We start from the raw sequence: 17,812 nt of genomic DNA, 5'->3' as shown, positions 1-17,812 counted from the left end.
AGCAGCGCATGCGCCTTTCCGACCTCTCCATCAAGCGTCCCGTGTTCGCGGTGGTCATGAGCCTGATGCTGGTCGTGCTCGGGCTGATGTCGTTCATGCGCCTGACCCTGCGCGAGCTGCCCAACATCGATCCGCCGATCGTATCGGTGGACGTGCGCTATCCAGGCGCCTCGGCGGCGGTGGTGGAAACCCGGGTCACCCAGATCCTGGAAGACGCCCTGGCCGGTATCGAGGGCATCAACACGATCGAGTCGAGCAGCCGCAACGGCCGCTCGGACGTCACCATCGAGTTCAATCTGACCCGCGACATCGAGGCGGCGGCCAACGACGTGCGCGACGCGGTCAGCCGGGTGGCCGACCGCCTGCCCCAGGAGGCCGACCCGCCGGAGATCGAGAAGGCCGAGTCCGACGGCGACGTCATCGTCTGGCTCAACATGCGTTCCAGCAACATGGACACGCTGGAGTTGACCGACTACGCCGAGCGCTACGTGGTCGACCGCTTCTCGTCGATCGACGGGGTGGCGCGGGTGAACATGGGCGGCGGCCAGCGCTACGCCATGCGCGTCTGGCTCGACCGGGAAGCGATGGCGGCACGGGGGATCACCGCGGGCGACGTGGAGGCGGCGCTGCGCAGCGAGAACGTCGAACTGCCGGCCGGCAGCATCGAATCGGAGCAGCGCGACTTCATCCTGCGCGTCGAGCGCGGCTACCTCGAACCGGAGCAGTTCGCGCAGGTGCCGCTGCGTCAGGGCGACGATGGCTACGTGGTGCGCCTGGGCGACGTGGCGGAGGTCGAACTCGGGGCGCGGGAGCGGCGCGCTTATCTGCGGAGCAATTTCGTGCCGAACGTCGGGCTCGGGATCGTCCGCACCTCGACCGCCAACGCGCTGGACGTGGTACGCGCGGCGCGCGCCGAGGCCGAGCGCGTGCAGCAGACCCTCCCGGAAGGCACCGAGATCTTCGTCGCCTACGACAGCACCGTGTTCATCGACGCCTCCATCAAACGGGTCTACTGGACCCTGCTCGAGGCGATGGGGCTGGTGGTGCTGGTGATCTGGCTGTTCCTGGGCAGCGCGCGGGCGGCGCTGATTCCCGCGGTGACGGTGCCGGTCTGCCTGATCGCGGCGTTCGTCGCCTTGTACGCGTTCGGGTTCACCATCAACCTGCTCACCCTGCTGGCGCTGGTGCTGTGCATCGGGCTGGTGGTGGACGATGCGATCGTGGTGCTCGAGAACGTGCAGCGACGCGCGGACCTTGGAGAACCCCCGCTGGTCGCCGCCCGGCGCGGCACTTCCCAGGTCGCGTTCGCGGTGATCGCCACCACCGCGGTACTGGTGTCGGTGTTCCTGCCGGTCGGCTTCATGGAGGGCAACAGCGGGCGGCTGTTCCGCGAGTTGTCGGTGGCGCTGGCCGCGGCGGTGGCGATCTCGGCGTTCGTCGCGCTGTCGCTGACGCCGATGATGTGTTCCAAGCTGGTGCGCCCGCACGGCAAGGAGACAGGCTTCAACGCGTGGATGAACCGTCAGCTGGGCCGGCTCAGCGTCGGCTACGGGCGCCGCATCTCGCGCATGGTGGCCCTGCAGGGGCGGCGCCTGCTGCTGTTGCTGCTGCTGGCGATGGGCGCCTGTCTGGCGCTGATCGCGGTATTGATCTGGCGGGTGCCGAGTGAACTGGCGCCGCCGGAGGACCGCGGCATCTTCTTCATCACCGTGGACGGGCCCGAAGGCGCGGGTTTCGACTACACCGTGGCGCAGATGCAGCAGGTCGAGGAGATTCTGGGCGGCCATATCGGCGACGACAGGCCGATCCAGCGCGCCAACTCGCGCGTGCCGCGCGGCTGGGGCGGCAGCGAGGAGATGCATACCGGTCAGGTGATCGTGTTTCTGCAGGAGTGGAACGAACGCGACGTCGCCACCGAGGAACTGGTGGCCGGGCTCCGCGGAGAATTCGCCGAGCTTCCCGGGGTTGAGGTGCGGGCGCGGGTCCCGGGCGGGCTGATCCGCGTGCGCGGCCAGCGCTACCAGATGGTGCTCGGCGGCCCGAACTACGAAGAGCTGGCGGTCTGGCGCGACCGGATGCTGGCGCGGATGGCGGAGAACCCAGGGCTGACCGACATCGACTCCGACTACAAGGAAACCCGCCCGCAGATGCGGGTCAACATCGATCGCGAGCGCGCCGCCGACCTCGGCGTGGCCGTGACCGAGATCGGGCGGACCCTGGAAACGATGATGGGGTCGCGCCAGGTCACCACCTTCGTCGACGACGGCGAGGAATACGACGTCATGCTGCAGGCGGGCCGCGACAGCCGCACGTCCCCGGCAGACCTCGAGAACACCTACGTGCGCGGGCGCGGCGACGCGCTGGTGCCGCTGTCGAACCTGGTGACGCTCAGCGAGATCGCCGAGCCCGGCAGCTTCAACCGCTTCAACCGCCTGCGTGCGATCACCATCAGCGGCGGCCTGGCGCCGGGCTACACCATGGGCGAGGCGCTGGACTGGAGCTACCGGGTGGCCGCCGAGGAGTTGCCGGACCACGCCCAGATCGACTGGCGCGGCGAGTCGCGCGAATACCAGGAGGCCGGCGGCGCGGTGCTGCTCACCTTCGCCCTCGCGCTGCTGGTGGTGTATCTGGTGCTGGCCGCGCAGTTCGAGAGCTTCATCCACCCGGTGGTGATCATGTTGACGGTGCCGCTGGCGATCCTCGGCGCGCTGATCGGCCTGTGGATCACCGGCGGCACTCTCAACCTGTTCAGCCAGATCGGCATCATCATGCTGGTCGGCCTGGCGGCCAAGAACGGCATCCTGATCGTCGAGTTCGCCAATCAGCTGCGCGACGACGGGCGCAGCGTGCGCGAGGCCATCGCCGAAGCGTCCTCGGTGCGGCTGCGGCCGATCCTGATGACCGCGGCGGCCACCGCCATGGGCGCGGTGCCGCTGGTGGCCGCCGGCGGCCCCGGCTCCGCCAGCCGCGCCACCATCGGCGTCGTGGTGATCTTCGGCGTCGCCTTCGCCACCCTGCTGTCGCTGTTCGTGGTGCCCGCGTTCTACGCGCTGCTCGCTCCTTTCACCCGCTCGCCCGAGGCGCTGGCGAGGAAGCTGGAGCAGCTGGAGGCCGACACGCCGCCGGTGAGCGGCCATGCCTGAGCGACAGGCCGGCCCCTGGTCCGGGATCCGCCTCGCCGGAGAGGGGTTCGTCCTGCGGCGCTGGCGCGGCGACGACCTGGACGACCTGGTGCGGCATGCCGACGACGCGCAGGTGTCGCGCGCGGTGAGCGACCGTTTCCCGCATCCCTACACGCGCGAGGACGGCCGCCGCTTCCTGGCCGGCGAGGTCGTCGACCTGGCCCATCCGGTGTTCGCGATCGAGATCGCCGGCCAGGCCTGCGGCGGCATCGGCGCGCGGCCCGGCAGCGGCGAGCGGGCGCACGCTGCCGAACTCGGCTACTGGCTCGGGCGCGCGCACTGGGGGCGGGGCATCATGACGCGCGCGGTCGCGGCGTTCGCGCCGTGGGCGATGCGCGAACTCGCGCTCCGGCGCCTGTTCGCCACGGTGCTGGACGGCAATCGCGCCTCGGCGCGGGTGCTGGAGAAGAACGGCTTCGTGGAGGAGGGGGTGTTGCGCTGCGCGGTGCTCAAGCGCGGACACCTGCACGACCTGCGCGTGTTCGCCAAGCTCGGGCGGGACCGCGGCGACCCCGCGTAGGACCGCGCGATGCCGCTCGCGCCGCGGCGGACGGCGCGTCCTCCGCCGCATCGGGCCGGCAGGCGCGCGGGAAACCGGATCGCCGCCTGCCGGCCTGCCCGGCGTTGCGCAGTTTCGCGTTTGTGACCGGATCGTGGAGAATCGGGCGCTGGTCCGCGCCGCGGGCCCGTAGCCGTCCAACCGGGGAGCGCGCCTGTGGAACAGATCGTCAACACCCTCAACAGCATCATCTGGAGCCCGCCGCTGATCGCGCTGTGCCTGGGCGCAGGCCTGTACTTCTCGATCAGGACGCGATTCATGCAGCTGCGCAGGGTTCCCGAGATGATCCGGTTGCTGCTCAGCGGCGGCAAGTCCGATGCCGGTGTGTCGTCGTTCCAGGCGCTGGCGATGTCGCTGTCCGGACGCGTCGGCATCGGCAACATCGCCGGCGTGGCCACGGCGATCGCCTTCGGCGGGCCCGGAGCGGTGTTCTGGATGTGGGTGGTGGCCTTCCTCGGCGCTTCCACGGCGTACGTGGAATCGACGCTGGCGCAGATCTATAAGGAGAAGGACGACGAAGGCCGCTACCGCGGCGGTCCGGCCTATTTCATCGAGAAGGCCATGGGCCAGCGCTGGTATGCCTGGCTGTTCGCCGTGGTGACCGTGATCGCCACCGGCTTCCTGCTGCCGGGGGTCCAGGCCAACGGCATCGCGTCGAGCATGAGCAACGCCTGGGGCGTGCCGCCGACGGCGACCGCCGCCTTCGTGGTGGTGGGCCTGGGCTTCATCATCTTCGGCGGCGTCAAGCGCATCGCCAGCTTCGCCCAGGTGGTGGTGCCGTTCATGGCGCTGGCCTACCTGCTGATCGCCCTGGTGATCATGTTCCTCAACGTCTCCGCGGTGCCGGAGATGCTCGGGCTGATCTTCCGCAGCGCGTTCGGCCTGGAGGCGGGCATGGGCGCGGTGCTGGGGCTGGCGATCGAATGGGGCGTCAAGCGCGGCATCTATTCCAACGAGGCGGGGCAGGGCACCGGGCCGCACCACGCCGCCGCCGCCGAGGTCTCGCATCCTGCCAAGCAGGGCTTCGTGCAGGCGTTCTCGGTGTACGTCGACACCCTGGTGGTGTGCAGCGCCACCGCGTTCATGATCCTCTCCACCGGCATGTACAACGTGGTCGGACGCGGCGGCGAGATGATCGTCGAGGCATTGCCGGGGATCGAGGCCGGGCCGGGCTTCGCCCAGTACGCGGTGGAGTCGGTACTGCCGGGCTGGGGTGCGGCGTTCGTGGCGGTCGCGCTGCTGTTCTTCGCCTTCACCACCATCCTCGCCTATTACTACATGGCCGAGACCAACGTCACCTACATCAACCGCAAGGTGCACCGGCCATGGATGGTGTTCGCGCTGCGGCTGGCGCTGCTGGCGGCGGTCACCTTCGGCGCCGTGCGCACCGCGGAGATGGCCTGGACCCTGGGCGACATCGGCGTGGGCCTGATGGCCTGGCTCAACATCGTCGCCATCCTGATCCTGCAGAAGCCGGCGCTGCTGGCGCTGCGGGACTACGAGGGCCAGCAGGCCGCGGGCAAGGAGCCGGTGTTCGATCCGGAGGCGCTGGGCATCCGCAACGCCGATTTCTGGCGCAGGAAGGACTGACGCGGTGGCGTCGGGGCCGCCGCGGCGACCGTCCGGCTCGCCGTGGGCGGGACGGACGGGTGCGGCAGGGCAGCCGCCCACGCGGTCGCCGCGTCCCGACCGCCGCGCCGAGCTGCGCCTGTACGGCGTCAATGCGGTACAGGCGGTGTTCGCGCGGCGCCCGCAGGCGATTCGCAAGCTGTACCTGGTCCAGGCGCGCATCCCGCAGCTGCAGCCGCTGCTGAAATGGTGCGTGGACAACCGGATCGGCTATCGCGTGGTCGACGAGGGCGAGCTCGAGCGCCTGGCCGGCAGCGCGCACCACGAGGGCGTGGTCGCCGACGTGCTGCGCGCCGAGCCGACGGCGCTGCAGGACTGGCTGCGGGGCGTGCCCGCCGGCGGTGCCTGCGCGCTGTGGCTCGACGGCGTCGGCAACCCGCACAACCTCGGTGCGATCCTGCGTTCGGCGGCGCATTTCGGGGTCGTCGCGGTGCTGCTGCCGCAGCGTTCGGGCCTGGCCGTTTCCGGCGCCGCGGCGCGCGTCGCCGAGGGCGCCGCAGAGGCGGTGCCGCTGGTGCGCATTGCCGACGACGCGGCGGCCCTGGCGGCGCTGCGCCGGGCCGGTTTCGCGCTGGCGGCCACGGTGGTGCGCGGCGGCGAGGATCTGTTCGCCGTGCAGCTGCCGCGACGGCTGGTCTATGTGCTCGGCGCCGAGGGCGGGGGCATGGACGACGCGCTGGCCGCCGCCTGCGACCTGCGCCTGTCGATTCCGGGCACGGGCGCGGTCGAGAGCCTCAACGTCGCCGCCGCCGCGGCGGTCCTGCTGGCGGCGTGGCGGATGCGCGTGCCCGCCGGCTGACGGGGTTTCCGCGCCAGGCGCCGCTCGCCGGCGGCGGCGAGCCGCCGACCGCTGCGAGGCCTTATTCGGCGGTGGCCTGGGCGGCGTCCGGGGTGCTGCCGAAGTCGCCCTCGGCCTCGGCCGCCAGCCAGGCGAACACCGCGTAGGCGGCGACGTTCTGCGCCACGGCCTCCGGGTCCACCTTGTCCAGGGTGTCGTCGGCGTTGTGGTGCAGGTCGAAGTAGCCGCTGCCGTCCTGTCCCAGCCAGGCCCAGGCGCCGCCCGCCTGTGCCAGGGGGATGATGTCGGGGCCGGGGCTGCCGGCGCCCGGCGTGTGTTCGATCCCCAGCGGCGCCAGCGCCTCGGCGATCCGCCGGATCGCGGCCTGCGCGTGCTCCGGCGCGCTGCTGTCGAAGGCGTAGATGCGGCCGGCGCCGAAGTCGCTCTCGGCGGCGATCACGTGGCTGGCGATTTCGCCGGCGTGGCGTTCGGCGTACTGGCGGGCGCCGATCAGGCCCTGCTCCTCGTTGGCGAAAGCGATCACCCGGATGCTGCGCTTCGGCGCCTGGGGCAGCCGGCCGATCAGGTGCCCGACCGCCATGGTGATGCCGATGCCCGAAGCGTCGTCCACGGCGCCGGTGCCGTGGTCCCAGGAGTCGAGGTGGCCGGCGATCATCACCACTTCCTCCGGCGATTCGCGCCCGGTGATCTCGCCGATGACGTTCTGCGAGGTGTACTCGCCGTTCCAGCCGCAGTCGAGCTCCAGCCGCACCCGCACCGGGCCGCGCTGCAGCAGGCGGCCGAGCTGGTCGGCGTCGGACAGCGACAGCGCCGCCGCGGGGATCGGCGCCGCGCCGTCCGGGAAACGCGTCATGCCGGTATTGGCGACACGGTGCGCGCTGGTGCCGATCGAACGCATCAGATAGCCGATCGCGCCCTTGCCGCTGGCCACCGCCGGGCCGCGGCCGCGGATCGGCCCGGCGTCGCCGTAGCCGCTGCCGTCGCGGGTGCGCTCCATACGGTAGTCCACGAACGCGATCTTTCCCTGCAGCGACCCTACCGGCGCCGCCTCGAGCGCGGCGAAGTCGGCGAAACGCACGATCTCGGCCTCGATCTCGCCGCCGGGGCTGCCGCCGAGCGCGGTGGCCACCAGCGGCTGCGCGTGCGCGCCGAGCACGTACGCGCGCTCGCTGCGGCGCTCCCACTTCGGGAACGTCACCGGCTCGGTCCAGACGCGGTCGAAACCGAGCTCGGCGAACTTCGCCTCGGCCCAGGCGACCGCGCGCGCATCGGCCTCGCTGCCGGGCAGGCGCGGCCCGATCTCGGTCGTCAGCGACTCGATCACCTTCCAGCCCGTATCGTCGGCGAGCGCCTGCGCGCGCAGCTGCGCGGCGGTGTCCAGCGCGGCGTCGGGGATGCGCGTGGCGTCCTGCGCCGCGACGGCCGCGGACAGACTCAGGGAAAGGGCGAGCAGCAGCGGCGCGACACGCATCGGGCACTCCGGAGCGAAAAAAAGAAGCCGCGAGCTTAGCAGGCCGCGATCCCCGCCGGATGCGCCGAACCGGGCGGGTCAGCGCTTCCTGAGCTCGTCGCGGATCTCGCGCAGCAGCAGCACGTCCTCCGGCGGCGCGGCCGGCGCTTCGGGCGCCGCCTCGCGCCTGCGGTGCAGGCGGTTGATCAGCCTGACCATCAGGAAGATCGCGAAGGCGATGATCGCGAACTGCAGCAGCGTGTTGAGGAACTCGCCGATCGCGAGCACCACCGCGGGAACCTCCTCGCCGGCGGCGTCGACCGTCGCCTCGCGCAGGGTCACCACCCGTTCCGACAGGTCGATCCCGCCGATCAGCAGCCCCAGCGGCGGCATGATCAGGCCGTCGACCAGCGCGGTCACGATCCTGCCGAACGCCGCCCCGATCACGACCCCGACCGCGAGGTCGACGACGTTGCCGCGCATCGCGAATTCCCTGTACTCCGACATCATCCCCATCGTCCGGTCCTCCAGCTGGCATGCGCGGGGCGCTAGGCCCGCGGTGCGGTGATCTCGCAGTCGAGGACGATGGCGTCGTCCAGGCTGGCGCGGCAGCGGTCGCCGGGCTGCAGCGACGCGACGCCCGCGGGCGTGCCCATGAACACCAGGTCGCCGGCGCGCAGCGCGTAGAGTTTCGACAGCTCGTGCAGGATCTCGGGGACGCTCCAGATCATCATGTCCAGGGTGGCGCGCTGGCGCACGTCGCCGTTGACCTCGAGCGTCAGGGTGCGTCCCGCCAGTTCGCCGATCTCCGAGGCCGGCACCAGCCGGCTCATCGGCGCCGAGTGGTCGAATCCCTTGGCGGTATCCCAGGGCAGGCCCTTGCGCTTGGCCTCGGCCTGCAGGTCGCGCCGGGTCAGGTCCAGGCCAACCGCGTAGCCGAACACCAGGGCCGGGGCGCGTTCGACGGCGAGCACGCCGTCGGGAGCGTCGGCGCCGATCGCCGCTACGAGTTCCACCTCATGATGCAGGTCGGCGGTGCCGGGCGGGTAGGGAACGCCGCGCTCGGTGACGACGGCGTCGGCTGGCTTCATGAAGAACACCGGGGTGCCGCGGGTCTCCGCCGAGGCGGGTGCGTCGGCGCCCATCTCGCGGGCGTGGTCGGCGTAGTTGCGGCCGACGCAGTAGATCCGCCGCACCGGAAAGCTGCCGCCGCCGCGTACCGCCAGGCGCGGCACGTGCGGCGCCGGGACCAGATCGCTCATGCGCGGGCCTCAGCGCAGCAGGGGACGCTCGACGACACGGAACTCGCCGTCGAGCGCGCCGTCGCGGGCGGAGGAGACAGCGGGGCGTGGACGGCGCCGCAGCAGGCGCATCGCCACGCCCGCGGCGAGCATCGCCAGCCCGACGACCACGCCGAAGACCAGCAGCATCGCCAGCAGCGCGAGGCCGACCAGGCCGAACAACAGACGCAGCAACGGATGGCGCGGCTTGCGCGGCGAGAACGCCGCGGCGACGCCGGAGCTGCGGTAGCGCAGATGCAGGGTATTGAAGAAATTGGAAACCATGGGTTCCTGTGACAGCCGTGACACAATGCGGCATCGAGCCGACGCGGGAAGTATCGGGCGCGCGACGCCGGACAATGTAATGAGTTCGTTAAATCGCCCGCACGAAGATGTGCCGCTCGTGGCACTTGCGCAGATCGAAGACGGCGCGTTGGTGGAAGTCGAGACCGTGGTCGCGGGCGCGCCCGAATCCGTGCTGGTCCATCGCGACGGCGGCGCGGCGCGCGCCTGGCTCAACGTCTGCCCGCACGCCGGGCGCCGGCTGGACTGGGCACCGGGCCGCTTCCTGCGCTCCAGGGAGGGGCTGCTGGTCTGTGCCGCACACGGCGCCAGCTTCGAACTCGCCGGCGGGGAGTGCGTGGCGGGGCCGTGCCGCGGCGAGGCGCTGCGCGCGGTCGCGGTGGTCGTGCGCGACGGTCAGGTGCTGCTTTGCGCGGACGGCGACGCCGGCCGCTGAGCGGCGGCCGGGCGCCGCCCGGCGGGGGTCAGCGGATCGAAGATCAGCGGATCGAAGGATCCAGCCGGCGCAGTGCGTCGGCCAGGTCGACCGAGCCGGTGCTTTCCAGTTCGGCGCGGGTATAGACCCGGCCGCCGGCGGCGACGCAGGCCTCGCGCTCGCTCTTGTTGCGGGCATTGCGGCTGGCGACCACGCGCGAACCGGTCTCGGTGATGCAATAGCGCTCCGCGGCCTTGCCGCGATCGCTGCCGGCGGCGGTGCGCTCCTCGGGTTCGTCGTCCTGCGCCGCGACGGCGAAGGCCATGCCGAGCAGCGCGCTGGCGATCAACAGGCGTTTCATGTCGATACCTCCTCGGATGCATGGCGGCATTGCCACCAGGCAAGGATACGCCCCCCGCGGACGCCGCACGGCGAAGATCGAGGGCGCTGTTCAGAGCCGCGTCAGTCGCAGGACCGGCGCAGGTGCCGGCGGTGCGGATGCGCAACGACGGTCACACGCCCGCCCTATCATTGCCGGCATGCCGAACCCGCTCCCCTTCTTCTGCGCCTGCCTGCTGCTCCTGGCCGGATGCGCGTCAGCGCCGCCCGCCGGCATCGCCCCGTCCGCCCCGACCCTGCTGCTGGTCTCGCTGGACGGCGTGCATCCCGACATGCTCGGCCGCGGCGATACCCCGCACCTGGACCGGCTGTCCCGCGAAGGCGTGCGTGCCGCATGGATGACGCCCTCGTATCCGTCGCTGACCTTTCCCAACCACTACACCATGGTCACGGGCCTGCGCCCCGACCGCCACGGGTTGATCCACAACACCATGCACGCTCCGGAACTGGGCTGGTTCCGGCTCAGCGACCGCGATGCCGTGGGCAATGGCGAATGGTGGGAGGGCGAACCGCTGTGGGTGACCGCCGAAAACGCCGGCCTGCCCACCGCGACGCTGTTCTGGCCCGGCAGCGAGGCGCCGGTCCGCGGCGTGCGGCCGACGCGCTGGAGCGCGTTCGACGAGACCCTGGAGATGCGCGCGCGCGTGCGGAGGGTGCTCGGCTGGCTGGCCGAGCCCGATGCCAGCCGGCCGCGGCTGGCGACCCTGTATTTCGAGCATCCCGACGGTGCCGGACACGCGCACGGCCCGCACTCGCCGGAGCTGCGCAAGGCGATGCGCGAGGTCGACACCGCGATCGGGCAACTGCTCGAGGGCATCGCGCGGCGCGGTCTGCAGGAGCGGGTCAACATCGTGGTGGTCTCCGATCACGGGATGGCCGAAGTGGCCGACGGCCAGGTGGTGGCGGTGGAGGACCTGGTCGACGGGGCCGACGCGCAGGCGGTCAGCTTCGGCCAGGTGCTCGGCTTCCGGCCGCAGCCGGGACGGACTGCGCAGGCCGAGGCCGCGCTGCTCGGGGCGCACGGGCGCTACGACTGCTGGCGCAAGGCCGCGATGCCGGAGCGCTGGCACTACGGCAGCCATCCGCGCATTCCGCCGATCGTCTGCCAGATGCACGAGGGCTGGGACGCGATCCCGAGCGAGTACATCGCGCGGCGTCCTGCCGGCACCCGCGGTTCGCACGGATTCGATCCCGCCCTGCCGTCGATGCGGGCGATCTTCATCGCCCGCGGCCCGGCGTTCCGCGAATCGATGGAACTGCCGCCGTTCGACAATGTCGACGTCTACCCGCTGCTGGCGCGATTGCTGGGCCTGGAGCCGCTTCCCGGCGACGGCGATCCGCGCACCCTGGCACCCGCACTGCGCGACCCCGACGTCGTCCCGTAGCGGCCCATGGCCGCGAAGGCCGCGGGCGGCTCCGGTCGGGTCGGCGGTGATTCCCGGCGTCGGCCACCGCGCCGGTTTTCGCGTGCATGGCACGCTCCTACGAGGAGCGCTGCGCCACGCGGTTTCCTCCGAGGGCGTGGCGTCGTCCTCTAGCGGCCCATGGCCGCGAAGGCGCGGGCGGCTCGGCGCGTGGACGCCGATTCCGGGCGTTTCCCGGTGCCGGGCGACTACAGCGGGCCGAGGTCCGCCGGCACGCGTCATTGGTGTCCGAAAACGGCCAGTTCCGCCCTCGGCCCGGTGCTAGTCTGGCCTCATGTCCAGTGCCGCAGCCATCCCCGATCTCCGCGTCTGCGAACAGGCGCGCCTGAGCCGCGACCCGCGCTTCGACGGCCTGTTCTTCACCGCCGTCACCAGCACCGGGATCTACTGCCGGCCGGTGTGTCCCGCGCCGGCGCCCAGGCCGCAGAACGTGACCTACTACCGCAGCGCCGCTGCGGCCGAGGCCGCGGGATTCCGGCCGTGCCTGCGCTGCCGTCCTGAGCTGTCGCCGGCCGACGGCGCCTGGCGCCGCGGCGACGAGGTGCTGGCGCGGGCGCTGAAGCTGATCGACCAGGGCCTGCTCGCAGAGCAGCCGCTCGCTGCGCTCGCCGAACGCGTGCACATCGGCGAGCGGCAGTTGCGGCGCCTGTTCGTCGAGCGCCTCGGCGCCCCGCCGATCGGCGTGCACGGGACGCGCCGGCTGCTGTTCGCCAAGCAGCTGCTCACCGAGACCGCGTTGCCGATCACCGAGGTGGCGCTGGCAGCGGGTTTCGGCAGCCTGCGCCGCTTCAACACCAGTTTCCGCGAGGCCTATGCCATGGCCCCGCGCGACCTGCGCAGGCACGTCGCGCCGGCCGGCGGGGATGCGCTGAGGCTGCGGCTGCACTACCGCCCGCCGTACGATTTCGCGGCCACGCTGGACTTCCTGCGCGGGCGCGCGCTGCCCGGGGTCGAGGTGGTGGACGCGCACGGCTATTCGCGCGTGTTCGGCACGGCGGATGCGCCCGGCTGGCTGCGGGTGGGCGCGCCGTCCGGCCGGGGCGCGAAGGAGCACGCGCTCGAACTGGAACTGCACGGCGGCCGGCCGGCGACGCTGCTCGCGCTCGTCGGCCGCCTGCGACGGATGTTCGACCTGGACGCCGATCCGGACACGATCGCGGACGCGCTGCGCGCCGACCCGCGGCTGCGCCCGCTGCTGCGGCGACGCCCAGGGCTGCGCATCCCCAGCGGCTGGGACGGCTTCGAGATCGCGGTGCGCGCGGTGATCGGCCAGCAGGTGAGCGTCGCTGCAGCGCGCACCCTCACCGCGCGCCTGGCGCAGCGCTTCGGCACGCCGTTGCCGGAAGCGTTCGCTGCGCGCGGATTCGCCCGTCTTTTTCCGACGCCCGAGGCGCTGGCCGAAGCCGACCTGGGCGGCATCGGATTGACCAGTGCGCGCGCCGACACCGTCCGCGGGATCGCCGCGGCGCTGGTCGACGGGCGCGTCGATTTCCGCCCGGAAGCCACGCTCGACGAGTTCGTCGAACGCTGGACCGCGCTGCCGGGCATCGGGCCATGGACCGCGAACTACATCGCGCTGCGCGCGCTGGGCCATCCCGATGCGTTCCCGGCCGAGGATCTGGTGCTGCAGAAGGCGGTTCCCACCGACGGCAGCCGCCTCGGCGCGAAGGCCCTGCGCGCGCGCGCGGAAGCCTGGCGCCCCTGGCGCGGCTACGCGGTGATCCAGCTGTGGCGCGACGCGATGCCCGCCGCCGCCAGACCAGCCGCGGGCCGCATCAGACCCCTCCCCGCATCCGCAGGAGTCACCCGATGACCGTCTTCCATACCCGCATCGATAGCCCGGTCGGCCCGCTGCTGCTCGCCGCTTCCGACGCCGGATTGCACGCGATCGAATTCCACGCCGCCAGGCATCCGATCAGGCGCGGCATCGACTGGCGCGAGGGCCGGCATCCGCTGCTGGACGCCGCGCAGGACCAGTTGCAGGACTACTTCGAAGGCCGGGGTCGCGGTTTCGATCTGCCGCTGGCGCCGGAAGGCACCGCGTTCCAGCGCCAGGTCTGGTTCGCGCTGGCGGAGATCCCCTACGGCGCGACGCTGAGCTACACACAGCTGGCCAGGCGCCTCGGCCGCCCGACCGCGACCCGCGCGGTCGGCGCCGCCAACGGCCGCAACCCGCTGCCGATCGTGCTGCCCTGCCACCGGGTGATCGGGGCCGATGGCTCGCTGACCGGTTTCGGCGGCGGCTTGCCGACCAAGCACTACCTGCTGCAACTGGAAGGCGCGCTGCCGCAGGAGCCGCTGTTCGCCCGCGCCTGAACCGCGGCGCAGCTGCGCCCACGCGGCCGTTCCGCGCTTGACGCCGTCGGAACGGCGCCGGGGCTAGGCTCGAACCTGTCGGACCCTGGAGCGCGCACATGATCGAGATCCTGCCCGCGCCGCCCCACGTGGCGGCCTTCCAGTTCAGCGGCACCCTCGACGGCGACGACTACGACCGCTGCATCGCCGAGATCGAGGCGCGGCTGGGCGAGTACCGCCGTATCGGGCTGTACGCCGACATGAGCGGTTTCTCCGGGATGTCGGCCGCCGCCATCGGCAAGGACCTGCGCTACGCCGTCGCCAAGCTCGGCGACTACGACCGCTTCGCCCGCGGCGCGGTGGTCACCGAGCGCGACTGGCTGGGCAAGGTCTCGGAAATGGCCGGCAAGCTGTTGCCCGGCACCGAAGTCCGCGCGTTCGCTCCCGGGGAGCAGGCGCAGGCGCTGCAGTGGGCGGCGGACATCGCCAAGCACGACGACGACGCCTGACCCGGACCGGATCGCAGGCACGGGAGGCGCCCGGGCCAGGCCGCACGCGCGGGAGCAGGGCGCCGACGCGCCCGCGTACGGCCACCGCGACCGCGATCCAGCCGGTCCCACCGGTGTGCTGGGGGCGAGCCCCTGGCACGGCGCATGCATGGTCGAAGACCATCCAGCCTGGGGCCGTACCCGGAAACCGGGGGTGAAGGCGCCGCGTGGACCGTCCGCGGTGCGCCGCGATGCGCGCGCGCCGGTTCACCGCGCGTTCGTCCGCGCACCGCGCGCGGTCCTAGACTAGGAACTGCCGCGGATCCACAGGTCTTCCAGAATGCCCTTCGTCGAGTGCGCCAAATGTCCATGCATCTCCGGCTGACCGTCTCCTGCATGGCCCTGGCCCTGGTCATGGCTGCGTGCCGACAGCCGCCGCCGGCCGAGGAGGCGCTGCTGGTGGAGACCGAGGAGGTCGCCAGCGCCGACGAGGGCGGCGCGGTCAGCATCGCGCCGGTCGAGCCCGATGCCGAGCCGCCCGAGCCGGTGTCGCCCGACGAGCGCCAGACCGACTGGTCGCCGCTGCGCCTGGACGAGCAGGTCGCCGCGATCAGCTGCGAGCTCGACTACGTGGAGCAGGGCGACGGCGAACCGCTGCTGGAGCTCGAGCGCGAGGCGGTGATCGCGGCCCTGGCGCCCTGCGAGGAACGCGGGGTCACCCGCCTGCGCTACAAGGGAAGGATCACCGCGGAGTTCACCGCGCTGATGGAGCGCGTCACCGAGGTCGCTGACGAGCTGGGCATCGGCAAGCGCGTGCTCGACATCGATTCCGCCGGCGGCCAGGTCGAGGACGCGATGGCGGTGGGGGATTTCATCGCCGAGTCGCGCTGGACGATCTGGGTGCGGGAGGGCTCGGTGTGCCACAGCGCCTGCGTGTTCGTGCTCGGCGCCGGCGACACCCGGCTGATCACCGGCAGGGTCGGCATCCACCGCATCATCCGCATGAGCTCCACCGCCACCACCCGCGCCGAACTCAACACCGAGCTGCGTGCGGTCTACGACCGGGTGCAGGCCTACCTGGAGCGCAACGGCGTCGCGGTCGCCATCGCCGACCTGATGATGGCGGTGCCCAACCGCAACCTGCGCCTGCTCACCGTCGACGAGCTGCAGCTGTACGGGCTGGATGGCGTGAATCCGGCCCAGGACGACCTCGACCGCCTGCGCCTGATGCGCAAGTGCGGACAGGACTTCGTGCGCCGCCGCGATTCGTTCGCGCGCGCCTTCGACGCGCGCTGCAAGGCGCCGGATACCGAGCTCGAGGCGCTCAGCAGCTGCGGACTGGATCTGCGCCGGAACTACGGTTTCCCGGACGAGACCTGCCCGGCCGAGAGCCCGCTGTCGGAGTTCGATTCCGCGGCCGACCTGGTGTTCTCGCCGCTGGCGCCGCCGCCCCGCGACCCGGCCGGGCCCGAGGGCACCTCGGGCTCGGTCGAGGCGGAAGACGAGGGGGACGGATCCGCCGAGGCCGACGCCGGATCGCAGTCGATGAATCCGCCCGACTGACGCCGCCACAGCTGCGCGTAGATGCCGCCGGCCGCGGACAGGGCGGCGTGGGTGCCTTCCTCGACGATCCGTCCGCGTTCCATCACGATCAGGCGGTCCATCGCCGCGATCGTCGACAGGCGGTGGGCGATGGCGATGACGGTCTTGCCTCGCATCAGCGTGGCCAGGTTCTCCTGGATCGCCGCCTCCGCCTCCGAGTCGAGCGCCGACGTGGCCTCGTCGAGGACCAGGATCGGCGCATCCTTCAGCAACACCCGGGCGATGGCGATGCGCTGGCGCTGCCCGCCGGATAGGGTCACCCCGCGCTCGCCGACGTGGGCGTCGTAACCGCGGCGGCCGGCGGCGTCGGAGAGCCCGAGGATGAAATCGTGGGCCCGCGCCTGCCTGGCGGCCTCGACCATCTCCGCCTCGGTGGCATCCGGGCGGCCGTAGAGGATGTTCTCGCGCACCGAGCGGTGCAGCAGCGAGGTGTCCTGGGTGACTACGCCGATCTGCGCGCGCAGCGAGTCCTGCTGCACGCTGGCGACGTCGACGCCGTCGACGGCGATCGTGCCGCGCTCGCGGTCGTGGAAGCGCAGCAGCAGGTTGACCAGGGTGGACTTGCCGGCGCCGGAGCGGCCGACCACGCCCAGCTTCTCGCCGGGGCGCACGTGCAGGTCCAGTCCGTCGATCACGCCGCTGCCCTTGCCGTAGTGGAAGCTCACCCCTTCGAAGCGGATGTCGCCGCCCGAGCGCGCTGCGGCGGGCGCGCCCGGCGCGTCGTCGACCGTTGGCGGCAGGGAGATCGAATTGATGCCGTCCTGCACGGTGCCGATGTTCTCGAACAGCGCGGACAGTTCCCACATGATCCACTGCGACATGCCCATCATCCGCAGCACCAGCGCCACGGCGACCGCGATCGCGCCGATGCTGACCGCATCCCCGTGCCACAGCCACAGTCCCAGCCCGGTCACCGCGGCCAGCAGCAGCATGTTCATCGCGTCGTTGGCGACGTTGACCGCCGTCACCAGGCGCATCTGCCGGTGCACGGTGGCGAGGAAGCCCTCCATTGCCTCGCGCGCGTACGCCTGCTCTCGCCGCGAGTGCGAGAACAGCTTGACGGTGGCGATATTGGTGTAGCTGTCGACGATGCGGCCGGTCATCATCGAGCGCGCATCCGCCTGCCCGCGCGCCACCCGGCTCATCCGCGGAAGGAACCAGCGCATCAGCGCGGCGTAGGCCGCGGCCCAGGCCGCGAACGGCAGCATCAGCCGCCAGTCCGCCGAGGCCGCCAGCAGCAGCGCGCCGGTCAGGTACACCACCACGTAGCTGCCGACGTCGAGCAGCTTGATCACGGTTTCGCGCACCGCCAGCGAGGTCTGCATCAGCCGGGTGGCGATGCGGCCGGCGAACTCGTCCTGGAAATATCCCATCGACTGCCGCAGCAGGTAGCGGTGCACGTTCCAGCGGATCCGCATCGGGTAGTTGCCGAGCAGGGTCTGGTGGACCACCAGCGACGAGAGCAGGTTGAGCGCCGGCAGCACGAGCAGGATCACGGCCGCCATTAGGGCCAGCCTTGCACCCTCCGCGGCGAGGAAGGTGTCGGGGGTATGCGCGCCCAGGCGATCGACCAGCGCGCCGGTGAAGGCGTACAGCGACACTTCGGCGACCGCGATCGCGGTGCTGAGCAGCGCCATCAGCAGCAGCCATCGCTCCGCGCCGCGGGTGTAGTGGCGGCAGAACGCGACCAGCGATCGCGGCGGCTGCCTCGCCGGCAGCGGCGGGAACGGATCGAGGCGGGTTTCGAACCAGCGAAGCATGCGGAGTCCTGGGTGGCGGAGCGGATTCGGGAAGGGGTGCGCGGGGCGGTCCGGACGTGTGCGCAGCGGGGAAGCCGTGCCGTGCATGGCGAGGTCCTCAGCGCCCGGCGACGACGCGCGCCGCCACCGGCGGGGAAGACGAGGGCGACGGATGGGCGCCGCTTCCCGCCGGGCCCGGCCCGGCCGCGGCCTGCGGGCCGGCGTCGCCGCTCCCGCCGTAGGGCCGG

15 protein-coding genes and 1 pseudogene are annotated in these 17,812 nt (G+C 71.9%); 10 read left to right on the top strand and 6 right to left on the bottom strand.

What is annotated here, in order from left to right:
• Nucleotides 1-8: 8 nt before the first annotated feature.
• The 4 genes from H0E84_RS14535 (at nucleotide 9) to H0E84_RS14520 (ending at nucleotide 6,169) form a co-directional block, all read left to right on the top strand.
• Nucleotides 9-3,143 carry an efflux RND transporter permease subunit gene (locus H0E84_RS14535; protein ID WP_180679368.1) on the top strand — a complete coding sequence of 1,045 codons (3,135 nt, stop codon included), beginning with the start codon at nucleotides 9-11 and terminating at the stop codon, nucleotides 3,141-3,143.
• Nucleotides 3,136-3,702: a GNAT family N-acetyltransferase gene (locus H0E84_RS14530; protein WP_180679367.1), complete on the top strand. Its 567-nt coding sequence runs from the start codon at nucleotides 3,136-3,138 to the stop codon at nucleotides 3,700-3,702. Before H0E84_RS14535 ends, H0E84_RS14530 begins: the two co-directional genes overlap by 8 nt.
• Before the next feature lie 195 nt (nucleotides 3,703-3,897).
• On the top strand, nucleotides 3,898-5,331 hold the full coding sequence (locus H0E84_RS14525; RefSeq protein WP_180679366.1) for an amino acid carrier protein: 1,434 nt from the start codon (nucleotides 3,898-3,900) through the stop codon (nucleotides 5,329-5,331).
• A gap of 4 nt (nucleotides 5,332-5,335) precedes the next feature.
• The gene (locus tag H0E84_RS14520) at nucleotides 5,336-6,169 is read left to right on the top strand and encodes a TrmH family RNA methyltransferase (protein ID WP_345776324.1); all 834 of its coding nucleotides are present in this window, start codon (nucleotides 5,336-5,338) and stop codon (nucleotides 6,167-6,169) included.
• A gap of 61 nt (nucleotides 6,170-6,230) precedes the next feature.
• Here the strand turns inward: H0E84_RS14520 and H0E84_RS14515 are convergent, their stop codons facing one another.
• From H0E84_RS14515 to H0E84_RS14500, 4 genes are all read right to left on the bottom strand, one after another.
• A complete protein-coding gene (locus H0E84_RS14515) occupies nucleotides 6,231-7,640 on the bottom strand; it encodes a M28 family peptidase (RefSeq protein WP_180679365.1) in 1,410 nt (469 codons plus the stop codon).
• A 78-nt stretch (nucleotides 7,641-7,718) separates the two neighbouring features.
• Nucleotides 7,719-8,135, bottom strand: coding sequence for a large-conductance mechanosensitive channel protein MscL (mscL, locus tag H0E84_RS14510; protein WP_180679364.1), 417 nt, complete (start codon nucleotides 8,133-8,135; stop codon nucleotides 7,719-7,721).
• 32 nt (nucleotides 8,136-8,167) lie between these two features.
• Nucleotides 8,168-8,881 carry a fumarylacetoacetate hydrolase family protein gene (locus H0E84_RS14505; RefSeq protein ID WP_180679363.1) on the bottom strand — a complete coding sequence of 238 codons (714 nt, stop codon included), beginning with the start codon at nucleotides 8,879-8,881 and terminating at the stop codon, nucleotides 8,168-8,170.
• Nucleotides 8,882-8,890: 9 nt separating this feature from the next.
• Nucleotides 8,891-9,184 (bottom strand): hypothetical protein, encoded by a 294-nt coding sequence (locus tag H0E84_RS14500; protein ID WP_257644235.1) that lies wholly within the window; start codon nucleotides 9,182-9,184, stop codon nucleotides 8,891-8,893.
• A 79-nt stretch (nucleotides 9,185-9,263) separates the two neighbouring features.
• Here H0E84_RS14500 and H0E84_RS14495 point away from each other — a divergent pair, with 79 nt between their 5' ends.
• A complete protein-coding gene (locus tag H0E84_RS14495; RefSeq protein WP_180679362.1) occupies nucleotides 9,264-9,638 on the top strand; it encodes a Rieske (2Fe-2S) protein in 375 nt (124 codons plus the stop codon).
• Nucleotides 9,639-9,681: 43 nt separating this feature from the next.
• On the opposite strand, the gene H0E84_RS14490 is transcribed toward H0E84_RS14495, so the two are convergent.
• Nucleotides 9,682-9,978 carry a hypothetical protein gene (locus H0E84_RS14490; protein WP_180679361.1) on the bottom strand — a complete coding sequence of 99 codons (297 nt, stop codon included), beginning with the start codon at nucleotides 9,976-9,978 and terminating at the stop codon, nucleotides 9,682-9,684.
• A gap of 178 nt (nucleotides 9,979-10,156) precedes the next feature.
• On the opposite strand from H0E84_RS14490, the gene H0E84_RS14485 reads away from it, so the two are divergent.
• The 5 genes from H0E84_RS14485 to H0E84_RS20890 all read left to right on the top strand — a co-directional run bounded on the left by H0E84_RS14485 (nucleotide 10,157) and on the right by H0E84_RS20890 (nucleotide 15,786).
• The gene (locus H0E84_RS14485; protein WP_180679360.1) at nucleotides 10,157-11,401 is read left to right on the top strand and encodes an alkaline phosphatase family protein; all 1,245 of its coding nucleotides are present in this window, start codon (nucleotides 10,157-10,159) and stop codon (nucleotides 11,399-11,401) included.
• A 313-nt stretch (nucleotides 11,402-11,714) separates the two neighbouring features.
• Entirely contained in the window at nucleotides 11,715-13,253 is a 1,539-nt protein-coding gene (locus H0E84_RS14480; protein ID WP_180679359.1) for a DNA-3-methyladenine glycosylase 2, read from the top strand.
• Nucleotides 13,250-13,756 (top strand): methylated-DNA--[protein]-cysteine S-methyltransferase, encoded by a 507-nt coding sequence (locus H0E84_RS14475; RefSeq protein WP_180679358.1) that lies wholly within the window; start codon nucleotides 13,250-13,252, stop codon nucleotides 13,754-13,756. Before H0E84_RS14480 ends, H0E84_RS14475 begins: the two co-directional genes overlap by 4 nt.
• Nucleotides 13,757-13,854: 98 nt before the next feature.
• The gene (locus H0E84_RS14470) at nucleotides 13,855-14,244 is read left to right on the top strand and encodes a SpoIIAA family protein (RefSeq protein WP_180679357.1); all 390 of its coding nucleotides are present in this window, start codon (nucleotides 13,855-13,857) and stop codon (nucleotides 14,242-14,244) included.
• Nucleotides 14,245-14,586: 342 nt separating this feature from the next.
• A complete protein-coding gene (locus H0E84_RS20890) occupies nucleotides 14,587-15,786 on the top strand; it encodes a COG3904 family protein (RefSeq protein WP_180679356.1) in 1,200 nt (399 codons plus the stop codon).
• Here the strand turns inward: H0E84_RS20890 and H0E84_RS14460 are convergent.
• Nucleotides 15,750-17,585, bottom strand: a pseudogene (locus H0E84_RS14460) (ABC transporter ATP-binding protein); the annotation flags it as partial. The gene H0E84_RS20890 and the pseudogene H0E84_RS14460 sit on opposite strands and share 37 nt — an antisense overlap.
• Nucleotides 17,586-17,812 lie beyond the last annotated feature (227 nt).

Source organism: Luteimonas salinisoli (assembly GCF_013425525.1).
GTDB lineage: Bacteria > Pseudomonadota > Gammaproteobacteria > Xanthomonadales > Xanthomonadaceae > Luteimonas > Luteimonas salinisoli.
This window is presented reverse-complemented; position numbering and strand designations above follow the sequence as displayed.

Bases quoted from the DNA above. Each gene is read 5' to 3' on its own strand.
- H0E84_RS14535 (WP_180679368.1), top strand. From the start codon at position 9: ATGCGCCTTTCCGACCTCTCCATCAAGCGTCCCGTGTTCGCGGTGGTC.
- H0E84_RS14530 (WP_180679367.1), top strand. From the start codon at position 3,136: ATGCCTGAGCGACAGGCCGGCCCCTGGTCCGGGATCCGCCTCGCCGGA.
- H0E84_RS14515 (WP_180679365.1), bottom strand. From the start codon at position 7,640: ATGCGTGTCGCGCCGCTGCTGCTCGCCCTTTCCCTGAGTCTGTCCGCG.
- mscL (WP_180679364.1), bottom strand. From the start codon at position 8,135: ATGGGGATGATGTCGGAGTACAGGGAATTCGCGATGCGCGGCAACGTC.
- H0E84_RS14505 (WP_180679363.1), bottom strand. From the start codon at position 8,881: ATGAGCGATCTGGTCCCGGCGCCGCACGTGCCGCGCCTGGCGGTACGC.
- H0E84_RS14500 (WP_257644235.1), bottom strand. From the start codon at position 9,184: ATGGTTTCCAATTTCTTCAATACCCTGCATCTGCGCTACCGCAGCTCC.
- H0E84_RS14495 (WP_180679362.1), top strand. From the start codon at position 9,264: ATGAGTTCGTTAAATCGCCCGCACGAAGATGTGCCGCTCGTGGCACTT.
- H0E84_RS14490 (WP_180679361.1), bottom strand. From the start codon at position 9,978: ATGAAACGCCTGTTGATCGCCAGCGCGCTGCTCGGCATGGCCTTCGCC.
- H0E84_RS14485 (WP_180679360.1), top strand. From the start codon at position 10,157: ATGCCGAACCCGCTCCCCTTCTTCTGCGCCTGCCTGCTGCTCCTGGCC.
- H0E84_RS14480 (WP_180679359.1), top strand. From the start codon at position 11,715: ATGTCCAGTGCCGCAGCCATCCCCGATCTCCGCGTCTGCGAACAGGCG.
- H0E84_RS14475 (WP_180679358.1), top strand. From the start codon at position 13,250: ATGACCGTCTTCCATACCCGCATCGATAGCCCGGTCGGCCCGCTGCTG.
- H0E84_RS14470 (WP_180679357.1), top strand. From the start codon at position 13,855: ATGATCGAGATCCTGCCCGCGCCGCCCCACGTGGCGGCCTTCCAGTTC.
- H0E84_RS20890 (WP_180679356.1), top strand. From the start codon at position 14,587: ATGTCCATGCATCTCCGGCTGACCGTCTCCTGCATGGCCCTGGCCCTG.